General features: G+C 53.2%; 22 protein-coding genes and 1 pseudogene. 9 read left to right on the top strand and 14 right to left on the bottom strand.

Annotated features, from left to right (window positions below):
• The first annotated feature begins 154 nt into the window (after window positions 1-154).
• A complete protein-coding gene (locus tag M2374_RS13470) occupies window positions 155-727 on the top strand; it encodes a flavin reductase family protein (protein ID WP_096757013.1) in 573 nt (190 codons plus the stop codon).
• A 208-nt stretch (window positions 728-935) separates the two neighbouring features.
• On the top strand, window positions 936-2,912 hold the full coding sequence (locus M2374_RS13465; protein ID WP_137363323.1) for an alkyl/aryl-sulfatase: 1,977 nt from the start codon (window positions 936-938) through the stop codon (window positions 2,910-2,912).
• 38 nt (window positions 2,913-2,950) lie between these two features.
• Here the strand turns inward: M2374_RS13465 and pptA are convergent, their stop codons facing one another.
• Entirely contained in the window at window positions 2,951-3,178 is a 228-nt protein-coding gene (gene pptA / locus M2374_RS13460; RefSeq protein ID WP_096757011.1) for a tautomerase PptA, read from the bottom strand.
• Between the two features lie 22 nt (window positions 3,179-3,200).
• Complete coding sequence (locus M2374_RS13455; RefSeq protein WP_249420988.1) at window positions 3,201-4,136, bottom strand: LacI family DNA-binding transcriptional regulator; 936 nt, start codon at window positions 4,134-4,136, stop codon at window positions 3,201-3,203.
• Window positions 4,137-4,524: 388 nt separating this feature from the next.
• On the opposite strand from M2374_RS13455, the gene M2374_RS13450 reads away from it, so the two are divergent.
• Together M2374_RS13450 and M2374_RS13445 are read left to right on the top strand one after the other, a co-directional pair.
• Complete coding sequence (locus tag M2374_RS13450) at window positions 4,525-5,721, top strand: L-talarate/galactarate dehydratase (protein ID WP_181689089.1); 1,197 nt, start codon at window positions 4,525-4,527, stop codon at window positions 5,719-5,721.
• Between the two features lie 74 nt (window positions 5,722-5,795).
• Complete coding sequence (locus M2374_RS13445) at window positions 5,796-7,106, top strand: MFS transporter (protein ID WP_117342807.1); 1,311 nt, start codon at window positions 5,796-5,798, stop codon at window positions 7,104-7,106.
• Between the two features lie 139 nt (window positions 7,107-7,245).
• Here the strand turns inward: M2374_RS13445 and M2374_RS13440 are convergent, their stop codons facing one another.
• The 6 genes and pseudogenes from M2374_RS13440 to M2374_RS13415 form a co-directional block, all read right to left on the bottom strand.
• Window positions 7,246-8,019 (bottom strand): amino acid ABC transporter ATP-binding protein, encoded by a 774-nt coding sequence (locus M2374_RS13440; protein WP_153879576.1) that lies wholly within the window; start codon window positions 8,017-8,019, stop codon window positions 7,246-7,248.
• Entirely contained in the window at window positions 8,003-8,929 is a 927-nt protein-coding gene (locus M2374_RS13435; protein ID WP_117342809.1) for an amino acid ABC transporter permease, read from the bottom strand. The genes M2374_RS13440 and M2374_RS13435 overlap by 17 nt, the downstream gene beginning before the upstream one ends.
• 9 nt (window positions 8,930-8,938) lie before the next feature.
• Window positions 8,939-9,448, bottom strand: coding sequence for a GNAT family N-acetyltransferase (locus tag M2374_RS13430; RefSeq protein WP_096757005.1), 510 nt, complete (start codon window positions 9,446-9,448; stop codon window positions 8,939-8,941).
• 9 nt (window positions 9,449-9,457) lie between these two features.
• Window positions 9,458-11,716, bottom strand: a pseudogene (locus M2374_RS13425) (NtaA/DmoA family FMN-dependent monooxygenase).
• A 25-nt stretch (window positions 11,717-11,741) separates the two neighbouring features.
• Window positions 11,742-12,863, bottom strand: a complete 1,122-nt coding sequence (locus M2374_RS13420) for an amidohydrolase (RefSeq protein ID WP_115258466.1) — start codon at window positions 12,861-12,863, stop codon at window positions 11,742-11,744.
• Complete coding sequence (locus tag M2374_RS13415) at window positions 12,863-13,861, bottom strand: MsnO8 family LLM class oxidoreductase (RefSeq protein WP_181689087.1); 999 nt, start codon at window positions 13,859-13,861, stop codon at window positions 12,863-12,865. Before M2374_RS13415 ends, M2374_RS13420 begins: the two co-directional genes overlap by 1 nt.
• A 496-nt stretch (window positions 13,862-14,357) precedes the next feature.
• Between M2374_RS13415 and M2374_RS13410 the strand changes: the two genes are divergently transcribed.
• Window positions 14,358-15,899, top strand: coding sequence for a PAS domain-containing methyl-accepting chemotaxis protein (locus M2374_RS13410; protein WP_181632213.1), 1,542 nt, complete (start codon window positions 14,358-14,360; stop codon window positions 15,897-15,899).
• 146 nt (window positions 15,900-16,045) lie between these two features.
• The gene (ansP, locus tag M2374_RS13405) at window positions 16,046-17,488 is read left to right on the top strand and encodes an L-asparagine permease (protein WP_096756999.1); all 1,443 of its coding nucleotides are present in this window, start codon (window positions 16,046-16,048) and stop codon (window positions 17,486-17,488) included.
• 43 nt (window positions 17,489-17,531) lie between these two features.
• Here ansP and M2374_RS13400 read toward each other — a convergent pair whose 3' ends face one another.
• The 4 genes from M2374_RS13400 to M2374_RS13385 all read right to left on the bottom strand — a co-directional run bounded on the left by M2374_RS13400 (window position 17,532) and on the right by M2374_RS13385 (window position 20,841).
• Entirely contained in the window at window positions 17,532-17,753 is a 222-nt protein-coding gene (locus tag M2374_RS13400) for a YgdI/YgdR family lipoprotein (protein WP_096756998.1), read from the bottom strand.
• A 137-nt stretch (window positions 17,754-17,890) separates the two neighbouring features.
• The gene (locus tag M2374_RS13395; RefSeq protein ID WP_115258463.1) at window positions 17,891-18,952 is read right to left on the bottom strand and encodes a YncE family protein; all 1,062 of its coding nucleotides are present in this window, start codon (window positions 18,950-18,952) and stop codon (window positions 17,891-17,893) included.
• A gap of 209 nt (window positions 18,953-19,161) precedes the next feature.
• A complete protein-coding gene (locus tag M2374_RS13390; RefSeq protein ID WP_137400152.1) occupies window positions 19,162-20,196 on the bottom strand; it encodes an NADP-dependent oxidoreductase in 1,035 nt (344 codons plus the stop codon).
• Between the two features lie 69 nt (window positions 20,197-20,265).
• Window positions 20,266-20,841: an XRE family transcriptional regulator gene (locus M2374_RS13385; RefSeq protein WP_181689086.1), complete on the bottom strand. Its 576-nt coding sequence runs from the start codon at window positions 20,839-20,841 to the stop codon at window positions 20,266-20,268.
• A gap of 37 nt (window positions 20,842-20,878) precedes the next feature.
• On the opposite strand from M2374_RS13385, the gene mddA reads away from it, so the two are divergent.
• Entirely contained in the window at window positions 20,879-21,397 is a 519-nt protein-coding gene (gene mddA / locus M2374_RS13380; RefSeq protein ID WP_181689085.1) for a GNAT family N-acetyltransferase, read from the top strand.
• Complete coding sequence (locus M2374_RS13375) at window positions 21,394-21,843, top strand: DMT family transporter (protein ID WP_096756993.1); 450 nt, start codon at window positions 21,394-21,396, stop codon at window positions 21,841-21,843. Before mddA ends, M2374_RS13375 begins: the two co-directional genes overlap by 4 nt.
• A gap of 87 nt (window positions 21,844-21,930) precedes the next feature.
• Here M2374_RS13375 and M2374_RS13370 read toward each other — a convergent pair whose 3' ends face one another.
• Together M2374_RS13370 and M2374_RS13365 are read right to left on the bottom strand one after the other, a co-directional pair.
• On the bottom strand, window positions 21,931-22,164 hold the full coding sequence (locus tag M2374_RS13370; protein WP_096756992.1) for a YdcY family protein: 234 nt from the start codon (window positions 22,162-22,164) through the stop codon (window positions 21,931-21,933).
• 17 nt (window positions 22,165-22,181) lie between these two features.
• Window positions 22,182-23,780 (bottom strand): ABC transporter substrate-binding protein, encoded by a 1,599-nt coding sequence (locus tag M2374_RS13365; RefSeq protein ID WP_181689084.1) that lies wholly within the window; start codon window positions 23,778-23,780, stop codon window positions 22,182-22,184.
• Window positions 23,781-24,062: 282 nt separating this feature from the next.
• Between M2374_RS13365 and M2374_RS13360 the strand changes: the two genes are divergently transcribed.
• On the top strand, window positions 24,063-25,373 hold the full coding sequence (locus M2374_RS13360; protein WP_181518280.1) for an SrfA family protein: 1,311 nt from the start codon (window positions 24,063-24,065) through the stop codon (window positions 25,371-25,373).
• Window positions 25,374-25,375 lie beyond the last annotated feature (2 nt).

Here is a 25,375-nt window from a genome sequence, read left to right as displayed (position 1 = left end):
GGATCCCTGTGCGTTGAATGTTGTACTTATAACGCATTTTTCATTTTTCGCCGTCGATTTTGTGCGCTCCCGCCGTATGCCGGGCGACAAAATCGCTAATCCCGTTAATATCTATATTAATTGTGTGCACTATCCACTCAACTGAGGATCCACCATGAGTCATTTCCGTCCGGTTGAATTACACCATGCCAGCCGACTGTTAAATCACGGTCCAACGGTCTTGATAACCAGTCGTGATGAAAATACGCAGCGGCGAAATGTGATGGCGGCGGCGTGGTCCATGCCCGTTGAGTTTGACCCGCCGCGTATTGCCATTGTGGTGGATAAGACCGCCTGGTCGCGTGAACTCATTGAACGTAGCGGCATGTTTGGCATTGTCATTCCCGGCGTGGCGGCAACTAACTGGACCTACGCGGTGGGCAGCGTTTCTGGTCGCGTGGAAGATAAATTTAACTGCTACGGCATTCCGGTAGTCAAAGGTCCGGTGCTGGGCTTACCGCTGATAGAGGCTAAATGCCTGGCGTGGATGGAATGTCGCCTGCTGCCTGCAACATCTGCGCAAGAGAAGTATGACACCCTGTTCGGTCAGGTTGTTTCCGCTGCAGCGGACGATCGCGTCTTTGTCGACGGACGCTGGCAGTTCGATGATGACAAACTCAACACCCTGCATCATCTCGGTGCGGGCACCTTTATCACCAGCGGAAAACGCATTACTGCAGGTGAGTGATCGGAACGGATGACAGCCCCCCTGTCATCCACGTTTTTTTATTCTACTTTTTCTTAAAACTTCCAAAAAAAACAATTGGATAAAACAGCCACCGTGACCTTGCCGATTCATTCATGTGAATTATAGTTAAGTTTGCTCTAATTCAAATATTTAACCAAAACGCTATCCGTAGACACCGCACGTCCTGAAGTCTCTGAGAGGATTTACGATGCAACTTAATAGAATCGCACAAAGTTTACTCCTGGCTGGGTTATTAACATCGTTTGCCGTCCCTGTTATGGCTGCTGAAGCGCCAAAAGACGCCACTGCCGCCACGCAACAGGCCAACAATGCGCTATACAATCAACTGCCCTTCTCTGATAACACCGACTTTACTGACGCCCATAAAGGCTTTATCGCCCCGATTCCTCAGGAGGTGATTAAAGGTGAGCAAGGTAACGTGGTCTGGAACCCGCAACAGTACGCCTTTATTAAAGAAGGTGATAAATCACCGGATTCGGTTAACCCAAGCCTGTGGCGACAGGCTCAGCTAATCAACATCAGCGGACTGTTTGAAGTAACGGATGGCGTCTACCAGATCCGTAACCTCGATTTGTCGAACATGACGATTATCGAAGGTAAAGAAGGCATCACCGTGGTTGATCCGCTGGTCTCTGCTGAAACAGCTAAAGTAGGGATGGATCTTTACTTTAAAAACCGGGGTAACAAACCGGTTGTAGCGGTAATTTACACCCACAGCCACGTTGACCATTATGGCGGCGTACGCGGCGTTGTTGATGAAGCCGACGTGAAAGCGGGCAAGGTGAAGATTTATGCGCCAGCTGGCTTTATGGAAGCCGCGGTGGCAGAAAATATCATGGCCGGTAACGTCATGAGCCGTCGCGCCAGCTATATGTACGGTAACCTGCTAAAACCGGACGCCAAAGGCCAGGTCGGCGCGGGACTCGGCACCACCACCTCTGCGGGCACGGTTACTCTGATTGCACCCACCAATATCATTGAGAAAGATGGGCAAAAAGAAGTTATCGACGGTCTGACCTATGATTTCATGTTGGCACCAGGCTCTGAAGCCCCGTCGGAAATGCTGTGGTACATCGAAGAGAAAAAGCTGATTGAATCTGCCGAAGATGTCACCCATACCCTGCACAACACCTACTCGCTGCGCGGCGCTAAAATCCGTGAACCGCTGCCGTGGTCAAAATACATCAACGAAGCGATTGTGCGCTGGGGGGACAAAGCTGAAATCCTGATGGCGCAGCACCACTGGCCAACCTGGGGTAACGACAAGGTCATGACACTGCTGAAAAGCCAGCGTGACTTGTACCGTTACATCAACGATCAAACGTTACGTATGGCCAACGAAGGTCTGACCCGTGACGAGATCGCCGCGAACTTTAAACTGCCGGACTCGCTGGCACATACCTGGGCCAACCGGGGCTACTATGGCTCTGTTAGCCACGATGTGAAAGCCACCTACGTGCTGTATCTCGGCTGGTTTGACGGCAACCCGGCAACGCTTGATGAATTGCCGCCGGAAGAAGCCGCGAAGAAATTCGTCGACTATATGGGCGGTGCCGATGCTATTTTGCAAAAAGCGAAAGCCGACTATGACCAGGGTAACTACCGCTGGGTGGCGCAGGTCGTGAGCAAAGTGGTGTTTGCCGATCCGAACAACCAGGCCGCGCGTAATCTGGAAGCCGATGCGCTGGAACAATTAGGCTACCAGGCTGAATCCGGACCGTGGCGTAACTTCTACCTCACCGGCGCACAAGAGTTACGTAACGGCGTGATCAAAGGGCCAACCCCGAATACCGCCAGCCCGGATACCGTCCGCGCGATGACGCCAGAAATGTTCTTTGACTATCTGGCCGTGCATATTAACGGGCAGAAAGCGGGCGACGCGAAATCAGTATTCAACATCGACCTCGGTAGCGACGGCGGTAAATACAAGCTGGAGCTGGAAAACGGCGTGCTAAACCACACCGCCAATTCTGAAGCCAAAGACGCAGACGCAACTATCACGCTCAACCGTGACACGTTGAACAAAATCATCCTTAAGGAAGTGACGCTGAAACAGGCTGAACAGAGTGGCGATGTGAAGGTGACCGGTGACGGCGCTAAACTTGATTCTATGCTGGGCTACATGGATAAATTCGAGTTCTGGTTCAATATCGTTACCCCTTAAACTAACGTACAACGGGCGGATTATCCGCCCGTTTTCTCTCACATACTGTAACCCGGTTTTTTAATCAGCGTATCCATGTGCGGTGCGATTTCCCTATCCCACACCTGCTGCCAGGCTTTTGGGTCAACCTCATTGAGCGCGACGCTCACCGAGCTGTCTTTACTTTGCAGATGGCGAACGATCACCTCGGTAATCTCCGCTGCCAGCGCGGATTTTTGTTCGTCATTCAAATCGCGGGGAAAACATTTAATATCAACGTGCGGCATAGCAGGTTCCTTATTATTGTCTTTACGCGGACTCGCGTACGATAAGATGAAATCCGACATCGATAATATCGTCTTCACGAGGAATGTGCTCAATTCTGTCGGCGAGCAGCGAGGCGGCCCGCTGTCCAATGGCACGTCGGTCTACGCTGACGGTGGTAATTGCCGGGCGATTGCTAGCGGCAAAATCAAGATCGCCAAAGCCCACCACCGCTAAATCGTGTGGTACCGCCAAACCACGGCTTTCCGCCTCCATAATTGCCCCCTGCGCGAGGGTATCCGAGCTACAGACAATCACATCAAATTCGCTGTCGGCAAAAAGCTGCGTCAAGCCACTGCGTCCCAACGCCAGCGAAGCCGGAAGCGGCACATCCACCTGCGGCACCGTGGTAATGCCATGGCGACTCAACACATCACAGAGTCCGTGTTTACGCTGACCGGCGCGGCGATCGGCGGTCCATAACAGGCCCGGGCGACGATAACCTTTTGCAAGGAGATAGTCAGCCACCGCCTGCCCGACTTTTTCGTGCGAGAACCCCACCAGCATATCGATGGGGGTTGGCGTCAAATCCCAGATTTCCACCACCGGGATGGCGGCGTTGAGGATCACTTTTTTCAACTCAACGGTGTGGTGGATACCCGTGAGCACCACGCCGTCCGGTCGACGAGAAAGCAGCGTCGCTACCAGCTCGGCTTCGGTTTGCTGCGTATACCCAGCCACGCACAGCAAGATGTGATACCCACGTTCAGCCAGTTCGTCGCTCAGCGACTGAATGGTATCGACAAACATATTGTTGTTAATTTGTGGGACCACTACCGCAATCAGTTTGCTGCGACGTGAGGCCAACCCCCCCGCCAGTGCGTTGGGAATATATCCGGTGGCGCGAACGGCCTGCATCACCTTTTCTACTGTTTTCGGGCGCACCATTTGCGGGGTATTCAGCGCCCTGCTTACGGTCATTGGCGATAATCCCGCGGTGCGGGCAACATCTTCCAGCGTTGGTGCGCGGGGAGGTCTGGAATTTTTCACGGTTGATGCCTTTGTAAAAATCGCCGATGGATTTGTGCATTATTCATCATGATTTCAGCCATTGCCAGCATCCCTGGTGCATAACGCTGAGAAAACAGCAGCTTAGTGAAATAACACCTTGTAAAATGTTAGCGCCATCATAATGATTTGTGCATTTTCACACAATGCATTGGAATGTGATGCTGTTTATAAAAACAGCCCCTGTTATCTCCGCATTTGTGATCGATTGTTCAAATCAGAAGCAATTTACTGGCGTAATGATTGCGCCATCATTAAAAATGTTAGCGCAATCATTTTATAACCACCAGGAGAGAACAAGATGTCACTAAGTGCGAATTCCGATGCCGTAACTTATGCCAAAACGGCCAACGCAAAAACAGCGGCTGAAACAGGCGACCGTATTGAGTGGGTAAAACTGTCTCTGGCCTTTCTGCCGCTGGCAACGCCAGTCAGCGATGCTAAAGTGCTCACCGGTCGCCAGAAACCGTTAACTGAAGTCGCCATTATCATCGCTGAGATCCGCAGCCGTGACGGATTTGAAGGGGTGGGATTTAGCTACTCGAAGCGCGCAGGCGGTCAGGGTATTTATGCGCATGCCAAAGAGATCGCCGATAATCTGCTTGGCGAAGATCCGAACGATATAGACAAGATCTACACCAAATTGCTGTGGGCCGGCGCTTCCGTTGGCCGCAGCGGGATGGCGGTCCAGGCCATCTCCCCTCTCGACATCGCCCTGTGGGATATGAAGGCCAAGCGCGCGGGCCTGCCGCTGGCAAAACTGCTGGGCGCACATCGCGACTCCGTTCAGTGCTATAACACCTCCGGAGGATTCCTGCATACGCCGCTGGATCAGGTGCTCAAAAACGTGGTTATCTCCCGCGAAAACGGCATTGGCGGCATCAAACTGAAAGTCGGTCAGCCAAACTGCGCCGAAGATATTCGTCGCTTAACCGCGGTGCGTGAAGCGCTGGGCGATGACTTCCCGCTGATGGTTGACGCCAATCAGCAGTGGGATCGGGAAACCGCCATTCGCATGGGCCGCAAAATGGAACAGTTCAATCTAATCTGGATTGAAGAGCCGCTGGATACCTATGACATTGAAGGCCACGCTCAACTGGCTGCTGCGCTTGATACACCGATTGCCACCGGTGAAATGCTGACCAGTTTCCGCGAGCACGAGCAGTTGATCCTCGGCAACGCCAGTGATTTTGTGCAGCCCGACGCCCCACGCGTGGGCGGTATTTCTCCATTCCTTAAAATTATGGACCTGGCGGCAAAACACGGGCGCAAGCTGGCTCCACACTTTGCCATGGAAGTGCACCTGCATCTGTCCGCCGCTTACCCACTTGAACCGTGGCTGGAGCATTTTGAATGGCTGAACCCGTTATTCAATGAACAACTGGAACTGCGCGATGGTCGGATGTGGGTTTCAGATCGCCATGGTCTGGGATTCAGTATTAGCGAACAGGCACGCCGCTGGACGCAGTTAAGCTGTGAATTTGGCAAGCGCCCTTAACGTATCTGGCGGGGAATAATACCCGCCCTCTTTCCCTACAGAAACGCTCTCAAACCTAATAACAGGAGTGGGTGATGAACACAATAATAAAGCGCACTAAAGTGCGTTACAGTATTTTGATATTTCTGTTTCTGGCCACCGTATTTAATTATGCCGATCGTGCAACGTTATCCGTTGTCGCACCGATTATGAGTAAAGAGTTGGGTTTTGACCCTGAAGCAATGGGGCTGGCCTTTTCTGCATTTGGTATTTCATACGTCATTATGCAATTGCCAGGCGGCTGGTTACTGGACCGTTACGGCTCTCGCCTGGTGTACGGCTGCGCGCTGATCGGCTGGTCGCTGGTGACCATGTTTCAGGGCACCATTTATCTGTATGCCAGTCCGCTGATCGTATTGATTATCTTACGTCTGATGATGGGCGCTATCGAAGCCCCCGCCTTCCCCGCCAACAGTCGCCTGAGTGTACAGTGGTTTCCTAATAACGAGCGCGGGTTTGTCACCTCAGTTTATCAGGCAGCGCAATATATCTCGCTAGGCATTATTACGCCGCTGATGACCATCATATTGCATAATTTGAGCTGGCATTTTGTCTTTTATTATATCGGGGCAATTGGCGTTATTCTGGGTATATTCTGGCTGGTTAAGATCAGAGATCCGATGCATCACCCGAAAGTTAACCAGCAGGAACTTGACTACATTCGTAATGGCGGTGGCGAACCATCGTTGGGAAATAAGAAAGAACCACAAAAAATCACCTTTGCGCAGATTAAAAGCGTTTGCGTCAACAGGATGATGATCGGTGTTTATATCGGGCAGTTCTGTGTCACATCCATTACCTGGTTCTTCCTGACCTGGTTTCCGACTTATCTGTACCAGGCTAAGGGAATGTCGATTCTCAAGGTCGGGTTTGTCGCCAGTATTCCTGCGATTGCCGGTTTTATCGGTGGATTGTTAGGTGGCGTATTCTCTGACTGGTTATTGAAACGCGGCTACAGCCTGACGGTTGCCCGCAAGCTGCCGGTCATCTGCGGGATGCTGCTTTCCTGCGTGATTGTTATCGCCAACTACACCTCTTCAGAATTTGTGGTGATTGCCGCCATGAGCCTGGCATTTTTCGCCAAAGGTTTTGGCAATCTGGGCTGGTGCGTACTCAGCGATACCTCACCAAAAGAAGTGTTGGGCATTGCCGGAGGTGTGTTCAATATGTGCGGCAACATGGCCAGTATCATCACCCCACTGGTTATCGGCGTCATCCTTGCCAATACCCAGTCGTTTGATTACGCCATTTTATACGTCGGCTCGATGGGGCTGATTGGGCTGTGTTCGTATCTGTTTGTCGTCGGACCGTTGGATCGTATTACCCTGACGCCGTCCGTCGCGTGATTTAACCGTATGGCGATATTTCGCCCGCTGTTCCGGGACTTGCACTCCTGCGGAACAGCGTTTTTTTACGGCTAGGATTTGCTCAGCGCTCGCTGCATCGAGGTTAGCCATTTTCCCGCGGCACATAGCGCGCCCCGGTTCACAGCACCTTCGACAAAAACTGCTGCGTGCGCGGATGACGCGGATGATTCAGTACCTGCTCGCTGCTGCCCTGCTCGACGATTTTACCATCAACCATAAACACCACCTGATCCGCCACCTCCCGGGCAAAACCAATCTCGTGCGTCACCACCACTAACGTGGTACCGGACTTTGCCAGGGCTTTAATGACATCCAGCACTTCGCCCACCAGTTCAGGATCAAGCGCGGATGTCGGTTCATCAAACAGCATCACACGCGGGTTCAACGCCAGCGCACGAGCGATGGCGATACGCTGCTGCTGCCCGCCAGATAAATGGCGTGACCAGGCATCGGCTTTATGCCGCAAACCTACCGCATCCAGCAGGGTTAGTGCCCGCTCGGTAGCGGATTTCCGTGACGCGAGTCCGTGAGCCACTGGCGCTTCAATCAGGTTCTCCAGTACCGTTAAGTGCGGGAAGAGATTAAAGTTCTGAAACACATAGCCCACATTAATGCGCTGGCGCAGAATATCCGCCTCTTTCAGTTCATACAGTTTGTCTCCCTGTCGGCGATAACCTATATAGTCGCCGTCGATCTGAATGAAGCCTTCATCGACGCGCTCCAGATGGTTGATTGCCCGCAGTAACGTGGATTTTCCCGAACCCGATGGCCCGAGAATAACCGTTACCGTACCAGGCGGGATCTCCAGCGACACGTCATCCAGCGCTTTATGGCGGCCGAAGGACTTGCTGACGCCAGTAATGGAAATATGGCCTTCAGGCGAGTGGGACATGGACGACCTCCTGAGGCGTAAGTTGACGGCGACCTTTAACTGCGCGGCTGACGCGGGTGGTATTGATGGCTGAGCGCCGTTCGCTGCGGGCCAGCGCGCGTTCAACCAGGTGTTGAATCAGCGACAGAACGCTGGTGATCGCCAGATACCACACCGCCCCAACCATCAGCAACGGGATCACCTCCTGGGTACGGTTGTAGATCATCTGGATGGTGTAAAACAGCTCCGGCATCGCCAGCACGTAAACCATCGCCGTCCCTTTCGCCAGGCTAATAATTTCATTGAAGCCGGCAGGCAAAATGGTGCGCAGCGCCTGCGGCAGGATAATGCGCAGCGTGCGTCGCCAGGCAGGTAAACCCAGCGCTGCCGCAGCCTCATACTGGCCGTGATCGACACCGAGAAATCCGCCACGAATAATCTCGGCGGTATAGGCGCTTTGCACCAGCGTCAAACCCACTACCGCGGTAGAAAACTGACCCAGTACATTGATGGTCGCGAAGCTGCCCCACTGAACGTGGGTGAACGGAATGCCAATCGTCAGCGTGTCGTACAGATACGAGAAGTTGTATAAGATTATCAGCACCACGATCAGCGGCAGCGAGCGAAACAGCCAGATGTATCCCCAGGCCAGGCTATTCAGCAGCCACGATGATGAGAGACGTGCCAGTGCCAGCAATCCACCGAACACCACACTCAACAGTGTGCCGATAAGGGTCAGCAGCAATGTTTGCCCCAGACCGGACAAAATCACCGGGTCGAAGAACCAGCGGGCAAACACGCCCCACTCCCAACGCGGATTAAACGCCACCGACTGGATAATCACCGCCAGCACAAACAGCGCGACTATCGCACCTGCCGTGCGCATCGGATAGCGTGCCGGGACGACTTTGATGGTTTCCGTCGTTTTCATTTTTTCTCCTCAGGCAATTTTTGCCTGACCTGCGATGGTCAACAGTTTGGTAAAGCGCAGCCGACCGTCAAACGGCGGCAGGCTGTACTCTTCCGGGTTACGTGCAATATCAAATTGTGGATCGTACCCCTGACGCAAATAGAGCTGAACGGCCTCCGGTTGGCGAAACCCTGTCGTCAGGTAGATACGGCTGTAGCCCGCCAGTAGCGCCCGTCGTTCCAGTTCCTGTACCACGCGCGCCGCCAGCCCCTGCTTACGCAGGGTGCTTTGGGTCCAGATGCGTTTAATCTCAGCCGTGTCTTTGTCGTAAGGTTTGTAGGCCCCGGTGGCGATAATCTCGCCGTCGCGCTCCAGCACCACAAAGATCCCCTGCGGCGCCAGATACCATTCAGTCAATTCAACTTCAGCATCACGGGAAAAATAATCGCCATAGCGCGCGGCATATTCAGCAAACAGACCGTTCAGAATCGGCTGCAGTTCTGCCGCCTCCGGCGAGACCACGCGGAATTGATCGCTCACGTTACCTCCTTAGTCGCCTAAACCGGCCGGGTTGATTTCAGATTGTGGAATGCGTTCCACCCCCTCTCCCCAGCGATTCAAGACTTTGTCGTAGTCACCGTTGGCGATCACACCGTTAAGCGCGGTTTGCACCGGCTGTACCAATCCGCTGTCTTTTTTCAGCGTTACGGCGATATGCGCGGCCTTTGGCCAGCCACCGTCGACGCTACCCACGAGTTGCGTTTTTCCATTGAGCGCTGCTTTCCACGCGCCGATAACGTTAGGGCCAAAATAGGCATCGGCGCGGCCTGACTGTAGCGCCAGCGTCTGGGCGGCATCATCCTTGGTATAGACTGGCGTAAACGCCGGTAACCCTTTCTTCAGGTTCTCTTCATTCCATGCCAGAAGAATGGCTTCCTGGTTGGTCCCGGAGCCGACAATAATGCGCAGCCCGGCGATATCTTTTGCCTGTTCAATTTTGGTCAACTTACTGCCGGTTTTGACGTAAAAACCGAGTGAATCTTTACGATACGTGGCGAAGTCGAACTTTTCTTTGCGCGCTTTGGTGACGGTAATATTGCTGATCGCAGCATCATATTTGCCGGAAGCTACGCCCAACGGCCAGTCTTCCCATGACGTTGGCACCACGTTCAACTCCAGCCCCAGACTGTCGGCCACCAGACGGGCGATATCCGCCTCGCTGCCGATCAGCGTTTTATTGTCATCTGCAAACACCGTCAGCGGCGGCTGGCTCAGTCCGGCAATCGCCACCGTGAATTTACCCGGTACGGCCAGCTGCAGCCTGGCGGGCAACTGCGCGATCGCCTGGGCGTTTTTCACCGTGTTAATCGGCGTTTTATTGGCCTCCAGGCTTACGCCCGTGCCGTTGATGGTGACATCGTTTGCCCAGACGGAAGCGCTGAAAGCCAGGGACAGCGCCAAAAGTAATGATTTTTTCTGCATCGTATTTGTCTCTTATTGTGTGAATTGATTGGCAGGTGTCGCTAAGCCAAGGCTGGCACGCAAAGTCGTGCCGGGGTAGTCAAGACGGAACAGACCGCGCGCCTGAAGTAACGGGATCACCTGTTCAACAAAGCGTGGGAAGGTGTCCGGCGTGCCGCCCTGAATGATAAATCCGTCGGCGGCTCTCTCATCGAACCACTGCTGCAGGCCGTCAGCCACCTGTTCCGGCGTACCGCTAAAGCGGGGGCGTGGGCTGGCCGCTTCCAGCGCAGCCTGGCGCAGGGTTAACCCGCGCTCACGTGCATTGCGCTTGATTTCATCGGTGGTGCTGCGAAAACTGTTTTGCCCGAGATCGCCGAGCTCCGGGAACGGCGCATCAAGGGAATATTGCGCGAAATCGTGATGTTCAAAATAGCGGCCGAGGTAATTCAGCGCGTCGTTAATGGAAACCAGCGCTGCGGTGGTTTGATATTGCTGTTCAGCATCCTGCTCGGTGTCACCCACAATGACGCTGATGCCCTGGAAAATATGCAGATCATCGTCACCCCGCCCCGCTATTTCCAGCTGGCTTTTCACATCCTGATAAAAAACTTTGGCCTCTGCCAGTGATTCCTGATGGGTGAAAATGGCGTCAGCGTGTGTTGCTGCTAATTTCTTGCCATCCTCAGAAGCGCCAGCCTGAAATATAATCGGCCTGCCCTGCGGTGTACGGGCAATATTTAAGGGGCCGGCAACCTGGAAATAATCGCCATGATGATTGAGCGTATGCAGTTTCTGCGGATTAAAGAATTCACCGCTCGTTTTATTGCGGGTAAACGCATCCTCTTCCCACGAATCCCACAATCCTTTGACCACCTGCAAATATTCATCGGCAATACGGTAGCGTTGAGCATGTTCCGGGTGCTGCGCGCGAGAATAGTTCTTTGCTGAACCTTCCAGGGGCGATGTCACCACATTCCATCCAGCGCGCCCCTGGCTGAGATGATCGAGGCTGGCAAATTGCCGCGCGGTGGTAAACGGTTCGCTGTATGACGTTGAAACCGTGCCCACCAGTCCCAGATTGTTGGTGATGCTCGCCAGTGCCGACAATACCGTTAGCGGTTCAAAGCGATTTAAAAAATGTGGGATGGATTTCTCATTGATATACAAACCATCGGCAACAAAAATAAAATCCAGTTTGCCTTTCTCGGCAATTAATGCAGTGTCTTTGACAAACTCAAAATTAATACTGGCATCGGCAAGTGCTGCTGGATGACGCCATGCTGACATATTCCCGGAGGCACCATGCAGAATAGTACCCAACCGTAATTGCCTTTTTTTAGCCATAGTACCCCCTACCCAATAGGTAAAATTAAAGGTGTGTGAATGCCGTTTTCGCTAAATGCGTAAAGTACTGCGCGGCGGGTTCAATTAATCGTTCGTCAGGATTAAATCCCGGATGGTGTAATCCGTATTCGCTGGCGCTGCCAATACTGACAAATGCCCCGGGCGTATTTTGCAGATAGACGGCAAAATCCTCTCCCCCCATATGCAGATCGGCATAGTGCGTCGTGTACCCGGAGGTTTTTGCCACCTCGGTGGCAATCTCTGCCCAGCGCGAATCGTTGACCAGCGCCGTGGGGCCCGCGTGCCAGATAACATCAATTTGTGCGCCAAAGGCGTGGGCAAATCCGGCGGCGATGTCATTCACCCGTGATTTGACCTGCTGCTGAACGACTGTGCGATGGGTTCTGAGCGTCCCTTCCAGCTCAACGGATTCTGGCAGCACGTTCCACGTGTTGCCGCCCTGAATACGGGTCACGCTCAACACCACCGAATCCAGCGTGTTAACCTCCCGGCTGGCCACGCCTTGCAACACCGTCACCAGTTGGCTGGCAAGCAGAATGGCATCTTTGCCTTCATGTGGCCGAGCGGCATGTGCGCCTTTGCCATGGATACGCAGCACGACACGATCGACGTTGGCATAAAATGCGCCGCCACGCGTGGCAAACTCACCCACCGGTAAGCCAGGCTCGTTGTGCATACCGAAAATCGCCGCTACGTTTTGTAGCGCCCCGGCGCGGATTAACGCTTTCGCGCCACCAAAGTTTTCTTCCGCAGGCTGAAACAGGATACGAACCCGCCCCGGTAATGCGCTTTCTTGCTGTTTCAACAACAGCGCAGCACCGAGCATGACGCTGGTATGCACGTCGTGTCCGCAGGCGTGCATGACCCCCGGCGTTACGGAGCGAAACGCCACATCGGCATTCTCTTCTATCGGTAAGGCGTCGATATCGGCCCGCAGGGCGATAACATCGTCTCCTCGCCCAACCTCAGCCACCAGACCGGTGCTCAGTTCAAAGGGCAAAATGTTGACGTCGGCAGCACGCAACCAGTCGCGAATACGCGCTGTAGTCGCCACCTCCTGTAAGGACAGCTCCGGATACTGGTGCAGTTCACGGCGCCAGCCAATAAGCGTCGAGGCCAATGACATCAGACGACCTCCACAGCGGAATGGGCCTGCGCCAACAAATGCAGCGATGTCAGACGCGCATGACCTTCTGCTAGCGGGGTATCGATAATAAATTCATCAATGCCGTACTGCGCGTGCAGGCTGTTCAGCTTTGCGGCCACATCTTCGGCCGTTCCGTGCAACAACGCCTGCGCTCGACGGGCAATTTTTCGTGGCACGCTACCCGCCTGTGCGGCGAATGCCAACGCCTGCTCTTCACTGGCCACCGTCACGCGTTGACCATCTTCCAGCTCAACGCCCCATATTTGTACGTTCTCCGCCAATTGCGCGGCAGTCTCCGGATTGTTCGCCACAATCACCTGCACGGCGACAATCGTCGGGCGCACACTGTTGGCTTGCCAGTAAGTCAGAACATCGCGTAGCAGCGCCGGATCACCGTTCAGGTGTGCGGCAAAGATAAAATTCCAGTCAGACTCTGCCGCCAACTGTGCGCTTGGCACGCTGGCCCCCAACACGAATCTTTGCGGCGGAGAGGGCGGGATCGGCGTCGGAAATACCGCGTGCCCGGTTTCCGTCCCGGTCAATGCCAGCCAGGCATCGAGCTGCGAAAGCTGCTCGGCAAAGCTGCCCTTTTCACTCTGATGTAGCCCTTGCTGGAGCGCCTGCGTTGACAGCGGTAGACCGCCTGGGGCTTTCCCCACGCCGAGATCAACGCGCCCAGGGGCCAGTGATGCCAGTAAATTGAAGTTTTCCGCTACTTTATACGGGCTGTAATGTTGCAGCATAACGCCACCAGAGCCAACGCGGATACGTTGTGTTTGGCCAAGGATCCAGGCGATCACCAGCTCCGGTGACGGACTGGCTAGCTGCGGCGTATTGTGATGCTCCGCTATCCAAAAGCGGTGGTATCCCCACGCCTCTGCCTGCTGTGCCAGCTGTAGCGTACGGGCAAGCGCAATGGCAGCAGTTTCGGTTTCCCCTACGGGGCTTTTATCGAGAATACTCAGGCGATATGACATGTTACAGGCTCACGATTGTTAACATGTCGTCATTATTAAATTATCAAACAACCATTCAGAAACATTTAATTCACATTTACTCAGCTAAAAAATCGCTAACCAACCTTACTTCGACTACGGGTAAGGTCTCTCCTGGGCAGGTATAAGAAGCAGAAAAAACATACCCTACAAAATATAATAGGGTTACTGTTTATGCCAGAAACCCAACAATATCATTTTGCGGTAGTTTTATTTTTGCGCACTATATTTATGCTGAATTTAATTTAAGTCAGCTGAAGAATCTCTTTAGGTTATACACTTGTATTTATTGTTTCATATTTATGACCATTAACAATCTGCATACAACAAAATTTTTATTTGAAATACTTTCGTCAGGCTAATGATTAGTAGAGAATGCAACGTTTCTTATTAAAAATGGTTTAAAACAGCTTTTTAATATCCCCTGGTATTATTCCGGGGATTTTTGTATGACTTGAACATACCACCAGGGACCGCTATGAAAAGTAACATGCCCGTTACACAAGTTGAGCACACACTTAACGCTAAAGCGACGCTGCTGTCGACGACGGATAAAGAAAGCCACATTACCTATGCCAACACGGCTTTTATTGAAGCCAGCGGCTTTAATGAAACCCAGCTCATGGGCGAACCCCACAATATTATTCGCCATCCCGATATGCCCTCTGCCGCCTTCGCCGACATGTGGCACACTCTCCAGCAGGGTGACAGCTGGACCGGGATGGTGAAAAATCGCCGGGAAAATGGTGACCATTACTGGGTTCGCGCCAACGTCACCCCCGTCTGGCACCATGAAAAATTAACCGGCTACATCTCTGTGCGTACCGTTCCATCACGGGAAGAAATAGCCCAGAGTGAGCAGCTGTATGAAAAAATAAATAGCCAGCAATTTAAAGGTTTCCGACTGTTTAAAGGCATTATTATTCGTCGTGGCATACTGGCATGGACCTCTGCGTTTAAATGGTTAAGCATAAGTCAGCGAGTCAATTATGCTTTAGGGGTGGTAGCCCTGCTCTGCGTATTATTAACACTCGCACCGGTGAATTCATTTATTCAGGCTGGCGGAATGATCGTGCTATTTCTGCTATTTGGCATTTACCTTAAGTGCCAAATTTGTCAGCCAGTTAATACGTTGCTCAGTCAAATGAAAAAGGTTGTCTCCGGCCGTAAACCCGATAACTGTCATTTAAATCGCGTAGATGAAATCGGGATGCTGATGCGACTGGTTAATCAATCCGGGCTGAATCTAAATTCTCTGGTGGATGATGTCAGTACTCAAATCGCCGGGATCCGCGAAATCAGTCAACGGGTATCAAAAGAAGGCGTTGCATTGCATACACGTTCCGAAGAAACCTCCGCTGACCTGCAGCAAACCGCTGCCGCCATTGAAGAAATTGGCAGCGCGGTGCAACAAACCGCCGATACCGCCGCACAAACGATGACCATGGCCGATAAAACCAGCGTCAACGCGACGGAAGGCGGCGATATCATGAAACAGACCATCGGCATGATGCAGGCTATCTCGCGTGATAACAGTCAGATCGTCGACATCATCGGTGTTATCGACAGTATCGCCTTTCAGACCAATATTCTGGCGCTGAATGCTGCCGTCGAGGCCGCACGCGCCGGGGAGTCCGGTCGTGGTTTTGCCGTTGTGGCGGCGGAAGTGCGCAACCTGGCGCAGCACTCCGCCTCAGCCGCCAAAGAGATCAAGCAGCTAATTGAGAAGAACGTCGCGAACGTCAACTCCGGCGTAAAAATGGTGGAGCAGACGGAAACGCATCTCACGGGCATGATCGGTGACGTATTGCAGATGTCGATGATGATTAAAGACATCAGCCTCGCGACGCGGGAACAAACCCAGGCGCTGGATCTGATCAATGACTCGATTTCACGCGTCGGCACCATGACCCACACTAACGCCGAGATGGTGGAACGTGTCACTGATGCCACCGCCGATTTAACTCAGCGTTCCTCACGACTGCAGCAGGCCGTTCAGGTCTTTGGCGTATCGGCATGATGCAGGCTTTGCGTCACTGATTAATTGACTGTAGGATGCTCGGCCGACAGTTTTCCCCTCTAACACAATGAAGGGTAACGCTGTTTTCGCCGCTGCATGGGCGGAAAAAAGGATTTTGTTAATTTGTCAGGCCAACAGGAAACGCAATGAACACACACAACACGCAAGCCGCAGAACAACATGCGGCGAAACGACGCTGGCTGAATGCTCACGAAGAGGGGTATCACAAAGCGATGGGCAACCGACAGGTACAGATGATCGCCATCGGCGGCGCGATTGGTACCGGGTTGTTTTTAGGGGCCGGGGCACGTTTACAAATGGCTGGACCCGCTTTAGCGCTGGTGTATCTGGTATGCGGTATTTTTTCATTCTTTATTCTTCGTGCGCTCGGAGAACTGGTTCTGCACCGCCCTTCCAGCGGCAGTTTTGTCTCCTACGCCCGTGAGTTCCTGGGAGAGAAAGCGGCCTATGTGGCTGGCTGGATGTACTTTATCAACTGGGCGATGACCGGGATCGTCGATATCACTGCTGTCGCGCTGTACATGCACTACTGGGGGGCGTTTGGCGATGTGCCACAGTGGGTGTTTGCCCTTGGTGCGCTGGCGATTGTTGGTACCATGAACATGATTGGCGTGAAATGGTTCGCCGAGATGGAGTTCTGGTTTGCGCTGGTCAAAGTGTTGGCAATCGTGATTTTTCTGGTGGTTGGTACGGTCTTTTTAGGTACCGGACAACCGCTGGACGGTAACACCACCGGGTTTCATCTGATCACCGATAATGGTGGCTTCTTCCCGCACGGTCTGTTACCCGCGCTGGTGCTGGTACAAGGTGTGGTCTTTGCTTTTGCCTCTATTGAACTGGTGGGTACGGCCGCCGGAGAATGCAAAGATCCGCAAACCATGGTGCCAAAAGCGATCAACAGCGTGATTTGGCGTATTGGCCTTTTCTACGTTGGCTCAGTCGTACTGCTGGTGCTGCTGCTGCCATGGAACGCCTATCAAGCGGGCCAAAGTCCGTTTGTGACCTTCTTCTCGAAACTCGGCGTGCCGTATATCGGCAGTATCATGAACATTGTGGTGCTGACTGCCGCCCTTTCCAGCCTCAACTCGGGGTTGTATTGCACCGGGCGAATTTTACGTTCGATGTCGATGGGCGGTTCAGCCCCCAAATTTATGGCGAAAATGAGCCGTCAGCAGGTCCCCTGGGCTGGGATCCTCGCCACGCTGGTGGTGTATGTGGTTGGTGTTTTCCTCAACTATCTGGTGCCTTCGCAGGTGTTTGAGATCGTGCTGAACTTCGCGTCGTTAGGGATTATTGCGTCGTGGGGATTTATCGTGGTGTGCCAGATGCGTTTGCGTCAGGCCATTAAAGACGGCAAAGCGGCAGACGTCAGCTTCAAGCTACCGGGCGCGCCGTTTACCTCATGGTTAACGTTGCTGTTCCTGCTAAGCGTGCTGGTGCTGATGGCCTTTGATTATCCGAACGGCACCTACACCATCGCGTCGTTACCGTTGATTGCTATTCTGCTGGTTGCCGGATGGTTTGGCGTGCGTAAACGCGTGGCGGAAATCCAGCGCACCGCGCCGTAATCGCATTCAGGCCTGACAGCGTATCCCCGTCAGGCCTGCTTTCTTAGTTGGCTTCGATTAACTGCGCAACATCATTGCTGTTAATTTCCCGCGCGTTGCCATCCTGATCGGTATAGCTGGTCATCCCGGTGTCTTTATCCAACTGCGGTTTGCCCTGGGTGACGATAGTTTGCCCACTTTTCGTGGTCATGACGTAATCCGTTGAACAACCTGCCAGAGTAAACAGCATTACGCCTGCGCAAAGGCAGATAAATGGCTTTTTCATGATATTCCTGTGTTATGCAATGAGCCGATAAGGACCTAGTGTAAGTCCCTGATGTTTATCAGGCCAGCGATGGGGTGTAACGAGGCGTATCGTGGGGTATGGATAAATAACAGGAGGGGTTTCCCCCTCCGGGTAAATTACAGCGCGATGCGAATCACATCATCCGGCTGTGTGGCTTCCTGCTCACGTGAAGATTTTTGTTTCACGCTAACATACAGGGTTTTGCCATCAGCGGAGAGCGCCAGGCTGTTCGGGAACGTCGGGGTGTCGAATGTTTTGACGACTTTATAGCTTTTCGCGTCAATCACGCTGACCTTACCGGCCTGACGATGCGTCACGTAGGCTTCATTGCGCGCAGGGTTGAACAGCACAGCCAGAGATTCCGGCGCGGCGACTTTCGCCAGTACTTTGCCGTCACGGGTATCAATCACCAGCACTTCTGCCGCTTTAGAATCGGTAATAAACGCGCGGTTACCAGCGGTATCCAGGCTCAGGTTGATAAAGAAATGCTCTTTGCCGTCATCCAGCAGCTTTTTGCGGCTGAGAATTTTATTGTCTGCGGTATCGATGGTAATAAACTCACCGTCAGCATTGGTGGTGTACAAGCGTTTAGCCTTGCTGTCGACAGCCAGACCGGTGCTCATTTTACCGGTGTTAGCAATGGTGGTTTTCAGTTTGATGGTTTCACCGTCGACCACCCAGATCACGCTCTCTTTACCAATCCCGCTGATGTAGACCGTGTTGGTGGCGTCATCGGCTACCAGCTGACGCGGCTGCAGCGGACGGACATCTTCCGAACGTTTACGCGCATCCAGTACCAGACGGCCTTTTACGTCGCCGGTTTTAGCATCCATCGCGGTGACTGCACTGTTGACAGTATTACCAAACCACAGGGTCTGTGTCGCATTATTGATGGTGGCGCCAAACGGTTTCAGGTCGTTATGAATCGCCTGAGTCACTTCCAGCGTGATCGGATCGAGACGGTAAACCACCCCGCCCTTATCCAGCTTACGACTCTGGGAGGTGGCAAGCCACAGCGCGTTTTCCTGTTGGCTGTACGCCATTTCGTAGGCGCCTTTGCCTACCGCTTTGCGCAGCAGTTCTTCCGCAGCCTGCGTACTAAAAGAGGATGCAACAAGCAGTGAACCTAACAGTAAAGAACCACGCAGACGCGGTGAAAACAGATGACGTAAAGACATGACGACTCCCTTTGATAAATTCATTTGTTACTGCTTCACAATGCTTCAATCAGCAAAATCATGGTTTTGCCTTTTTAAGAATGAGAATAGTAATCATTATTTATCTCAAAGTGGAGTGTTTATTCGCTTTCTGGCAACAACCTTCTTATTTTCTCCATAAATGCTTAACGTGCCGCTCACAAACAGAGCGGCACAGCGGATTTTCGCGATTAGTCTTCAGCGAGCCGGATCACAACCTTGCCAAAGTTTTTCCCGGTCAGCAGACCAATAAAGGCTGCCGGAGCATTCTCCAGCCCCTCCGTAATCTGTTCCCGGTACTGGATTTTGCCTTCTTTGACCCAGCGTCCCATCTCCTGCTGGAACTCATGAATGCGATGACCGTAATCCTGACCAATAATAAAGCCCTGCATCCGGATGCGCTTTTTCAGTATGGTGGCCATCAGCAGCGGTAAACGGTCGGGACCTGCCGGTAACGCCGTGGCGTTATAACCACTGACCAGCCCACACACCGGAATGCGCGCAGAGGTGTTGAGTAACGGCAGCACCGCGTCGAAGACTTTGCCGCCAACGTTTTCATAATAGATGTCGATCCCCTGCGGACAAGCCTGCGCCAGCTGTTGCGCGAAATCAGGCGCATGGTGATCGAGGCAAAGATCAAAGCCGAGCACCTCGGTGGCATGACGGCATTTTTGCGCTCCACCAGCCACGCCGACTACCCGACACCCTTTGAGTTTGCCAATTTGCCCGACGGTTGCGCCTACCGGCCCGGTGGCTGCTGCCACCACCAACGTCTCTCCGGCTTTAGGTTGGCCGATATCCAGCAGCCCCATATACGCGGTAAAGCCCGGCATGCCCAACAGACCTAACGCCCAGGATGGATGTTCAGGGTTATCGCCTAATTTTACCAACCCGCTACCATCGGAGATGTCGAAATCCTGCCAGCCGCTGTAGCTCAGAACCCATTCACCAACGTGATAATCAGGATGATTTGATGCCATCACCCGGCTGACGGTACCGCCGACCATCACCGCGCCAATCTCCACCGGGGGAGAATATGAAGGCTCATCGCTCATGCGACCGCGCATATAGGGATCGAGAGACAGATACACGTTGCGCAGTAAAACTTGCCCTTCCCCAGGAGTGGCGACAGCACCCTCTTCCAGATGGAAATTACTGAGTACCGGAGCGCCATGGGGGCGTGAAGCCAGTACCCAGCGGCGATTGCGTTGCAGTTGTTGACTCATTGATGTTCTCCTCTGCTTTTGGCATGAATCCATCAATAGTAGACGCCCCGCGCTAGCGATGCTTTCACATTAATTGCCGACGGCGTTTAACCGCACAACCAGATAAACACAGGGTTGCGCGGTTTCATTAATAAATCGGCAGTCATTCGGCGGGCCGAGTTCCAGACAATCACCGGCCTTCATTTCGTGGCGTGTGTCCCCTTCGACAAACACTAACTCCCCCTGCTGCAGCCAGATTAGCTGTCTGGCCTGAACGTAGGACGAAGCGGGCATGGGAATGTCGCTCCCGGCTGGCAGTTCTATCTGCACCAGATCGATGGGCAGATCGCTGCGCGGGGAGACGTGGCGGCGCAGATAATGGCTTTGCGGATCGTGCCAGACTGGCTGGTTGGCGAAGCGCAGCAGCTTGCCATCCTGCATTTCAGCACGCGCCATCAGCGTTGACATGCTGATGCCAAATGCCCCGGAAAGCCGCCCCAGCAGCGTTGCCGTTGGACTGCTCTCGCCACGCTCAATTTTATGGATCATGGCCCGCGACACGCCCGCGCGCTCGGCAAGTTCCGTCAGCGACCAGCCGCGAGATTCCCGTTCTATGCGAATTCTTGCACCGATCCGTTGATTTATGCTGTCTTCAATAGTATTCATATTGTAATACTATAGTGAACAATACCTGAGGTTCAACATGTCAATTCGCTTTGCCAGTAAAGAAGACTGCGCCGCCATTGCAGAAATCTACAATCACGCGGTGCTGCATACGGCGGCTATCTGGAACGATCAAACTGTCGATGCCGAAAACCGTATATCCTGGTACGAAGCCCGGCAAATACTGGGGTATCCGGTGCTGGTGAGTGAAGAGAATGACGTGGTCACCGGGTATGCGTCTTTCGGCGACTGGCGTAATTTTGATGGTTTTCGTCATACCGTTGAGCATTCGGTGTATGTGCATCCGGATCATCAAGGCAAAGGCCTGGGGCGCGCATTACTCAGCCGGTTGATTGATGAGGCCCGCAGGTGCGGTAAGCATGTGATGGTCGCGGGCATTGAGTCGCAGAATCAGGCATCGTTGCAACTGCACAGCACGCTCGGTTTTGTCTTAACCGCGCAAATGCCGCAGGTGGGGACGAAGTTTGGCCGCTGGCTGGATCTGACCTTTATGCAGCTACAACTGGACGATCGCCGCGATCCGGACGCACGCGGATGAACTCGACGCTAACCCTCTCCTTTCTGATTGCCGCCGGCATCGGTCTGGTGGTGCAGAACACCTTAATGGTACGTATTACTCAGACCTCTTCAACCATTCTGATTGCCATGCTGCTCAATTCGCTGGTGGGTATTGTGCTGTTTGTCAGCATTCTGTGGTTTAAGCAAGGTATGGCGGGGTTTGGTGAGCTGGTTTCCAGCGTACGCTGGTGGACGTTAATTCCCGGTTTATTGGGTTCGTTTTTTGTCTTCGCCAGTATTAGCGGCTATCAAAATGTGGGGGCTGCCACCACCATTGCGGTGCTGGTTGCCAGTCAGTTGATTGGCGGTCTGCTACTGGATATCTTGCGAAGCAACGGCGTACCGCTGCGTGCGCTGGTGGGGCCAGTTTGTGGCGCGGTGTTGCTGGTAATCGGCGCCTGGCTGGTGGCCAGACGCGCGTTTTAACTGCCTGATGGCGCTTTGCTTATCAGGCCAACGGAATATGCCTGTAGGCCGGATAAGGTGTGAGCACCGCCATCCGGCAAGGAAATATCAGAGAATAGTGCCACCTTTGGTGAGCTGCTCGCGGCGGGCTTCCATATCCTCTTTATACTGACGACCATGATGCGCAATCGCCGTGCGCAGACGCTGTTGCTGGGTGTAGCGATCTTCCCGGCTCAGTTCTGCATCATCGCTGAGCGCAATCAGCAGTTCGTTCATATGCGTAATGACGCTCTCTTCAATGGCGGCGTCGACGCGGGCGCTGACCTCATCCAGGTGCGACATACTTTCTCCTTAACTGATTAATTTAATTTAGCTTTTGAAAAATCACTGCCCATCAGGCTAACGCTGTATCCGCTGACGTTACTGCGTGTGGCATAAAACGTTTTGCCGTTTGCCAGCGCGATCCACGGCGCCTGCTGGTAGAAAATCTCTTGCGACTGCTGGTAAAGCGCGGCACGTTCTTGCGGCTTGCTCACCTGTTTCGCCTTTTGCACCAGCGCATTATACGCTTTATCGCACCAGCGTGCGGCGTTGGATCCGGTTTTAATGCTGTTGCAGCCCAGCAGGACATCAGCGAAGTTATCCGGATCGCCGTTGTCAGACATCCAGCCAAACAGCGCGGTGTCGTGCTCGCCCTTACGCATTCCGGAGAGGTACTCACCCCACTCCCAGGAAACGATTTTCGCCTTCACGCCAACCTTCGCCCAGTCACTTTGGATCATCTCAGCGATCCGACGGGAGTTCGGGTTGTACGGACGTTGAACCGGCATCGACCATAGCGTCGCCTCAAAACCGTTCTCCAGCCCAGCTTTCTTCAGCAGTTCTTTCGCTTTTTGCGGGTCGAAATCGTAGTCTTTCAGATCGTTGTTGAAGCCCAGCATATTCGGTGGAATCGGTGATTTCGCCACCGTCCCCGCCCCTAAAAAGACGGCGTTAATGATCGCTTTTTTATCGGTCGCGTAATTCAGCGCCTGACGTACCAATACGTTATCAAACGGTTTTTTCTCAGTATTAAATGCCAGATAACCGACGTTCAGTGCGTCGACCGAATGCAGCGTCAGGTCGTTGTTTTTCTTGATTTCCTCAAACTGCACCGGCGCAGGCGCGGGAATTATCTGGCACTCATTGGTTTGCAGTTTTGCCAGTCGCGTTTGCACGTTTGGCGTAATGGCGAAGATCAGGTGTTTGGTCGGAACGTCACCATCCCAGTAGTTCGGGTTGGCCAGATAGCGGATCTGTGAATCCTGCTTATACTGTTGCAGCACGTAAGGTCCGGTGCCAATCGGCCAGGTATCGACGTTTTCCGGCGTACCTTTTTTCAGCATCTGGTCGGCATATTCCGCAGAGAGAATGGACGCGAAGTCCATCCCCCAGTCGGCCAGAAACGCCGCATTAGGTTCGTTCAGCACAAACTGGACATGATAATCATCAACCTTCTTCACCTCTTTGATCAGCTTGTCCAACCCGACATCGTTGAAGTACTCATAGTTACCCTGCGAGACGTTATGGTACGGATGATCGGCATCTTTCTGACGTAATACCGAGAACAGCACGTCATCCGCGTTGAAATCACGGGTCGGTTTGAAGAATTTATTGCTGTTGAACTTCACGCCCTGACGCAGGGTAAAGGTATACGTCAAGCCATCCGGGGATATCGTCCAGTCGGTAGCCAGAGACGGCACCGGGGTGTTTTTCACCGGATCAAAGTTAATCAGTCGGTTATACAGCACCTGAGAACTGGCCACAAATGATGGGCCGGAGCTGGCGATTTGCGGGTTAAAGGATTCGGGAGACGCTTCAGAGCAGTAGATAAGGGTGTCGGTATTGGCAGCAAATGCAGCACCGGTTGGTAATCCCGCGCTGAGCGCCAGCGCGAGCAACGTTTTCCTTGCAATCATTGTTGTATGCCTTCTTATTTTATTATTCATCTCATTATCAGAGCATAGCTGACAAAAACTGACTAATAACAAATCACTATCAGGTTATTCTTATCCGGTGGTTTTCGCTGATTAATTCGACAGCACCGGTGAAATAATTTCCCTTAAGTCTTTTTCAAAACGTCAAGATTTTTCCCCGTGCTCTATGCCATGAAAATTCGCCCCTTTTTGCCTCTCTTCCACCGTTTGCTCGCGTTTATAAGCCGTAAAGTAGATGTGTGAAGAAGTCTAAGGGATAACAACGTGGCAAAAACTCTCTTGCGCAGCGGCAATTTGGATGACTATCAGGCCGTGGGCGGCGGTGGTCAGGCCGTTTTTGATTCAGCATTGCAAATTCGTGAAACGCTTCGTCTGCGAAAACAGCAGGCCATGGCCGATTGTCTGGCGATCCCGCAAGTCAATGATAATGGCGATCGGGTTGACTGGTATTCCCCGATTGAAGGACAAGCCGTCGCCTGGAAAGCCGCTGATGAAGACGCGCGCTTTCGGGCATTACGCTATCTGGCCAGCACGCTGGACAGCGCGGCGACTCTCAGTCGTAAAAGCCTGCAATCGGGTAAAACCTCGCTGCAATTGTTTGGATCTCTGCTGGAAAAGGCAGTTCAGTTTCCTGGGGAAAATCACGTTTTTCTGGTTGATGGCAAACCGGTGATAACGTTCTGGGGATTCGTCAATCTGAACGAAAACACGCGTGACGATGTGCTCGACTGCTTGCGGATTGCCGATGTTCCTCCGGTCATGCCCGCACCGCAAGCCGAACCTGAAGAAGATATGGTCGTCCCGGAAATCACCTTTGCCGAAGCCGATGCACCTTTACTGACTCCGGTCGTGGAAACACCCAAGCCCGCAGAACCTGAACCGCAGCCCCCGGTCATCGTAAATGAACCCGAGGCCTCACCACCGCCCGTATTGCCAACACCTGCGCGTAAACTGCCGCTGTGGAGCCTGCCGGTTGCCGCGGTCATTATTGCCGCTATCGTTGGACCGTTACTGTGGAAACAGCAGGCGACACGCCCTGCGCCCGCGCTGCAGCCGATTGAGGTTGCGAGGGTCGACATCAAGCCGCTACCCGTACTGACACCTTCGCTGCCGCTGCATCGCGCGGAAGTTGTCCCGGTGGTAAAAAAAGAGAAGCCTGCCGAGGGGCCGGTGGTGATTGCCGCGATCCCGAAAGATGCGCTGGTCATGGACGCGAACCAGATGAAGGTCGGCACCACCCGCTTCCTCAACGGTAACTGGCGCGTGATGGTCGACATCAAAGATCCGGTCAGCGGTAAAGCGCCCTCGCTGCGTTATCAGATCCAGACCAATAAAGGCACTGCGCGAGTCGTCCACGGCGACAATGTGGTATGTCGTGCGGAGATTTTCTCCGGTCTGCACCAGTCGGGTGAATTAATGATTAAAAGTCGTGGGAACGCGCGTTGTACGGACGGCTCGCGTTATCCGATGCCGGAAATCACCTGTAAAGCGGGAACCAACGACGTAGCCGCCTGTACCGCACGTTATGACGATCACGCGGAGATCCCCATGACCATCAAAAAGATAGGTGCCTGATT

The organism is Citrobacter sp. JUb117 (assembly GCF_024809055.1).
In the GTDB taxonomy this organism is placed as follows: domain Bacteria; phylum Pseudomonadota; class Gammaproteobacteria; order Enterobacterales; family Enterobacteriaceae; genus Citrobacter; species Citrobacter gillenii.
Note: the sequence above shows the minus strand (reverse complement) of the source record. Positions and strands in the feature narration are given on the sequence as shown.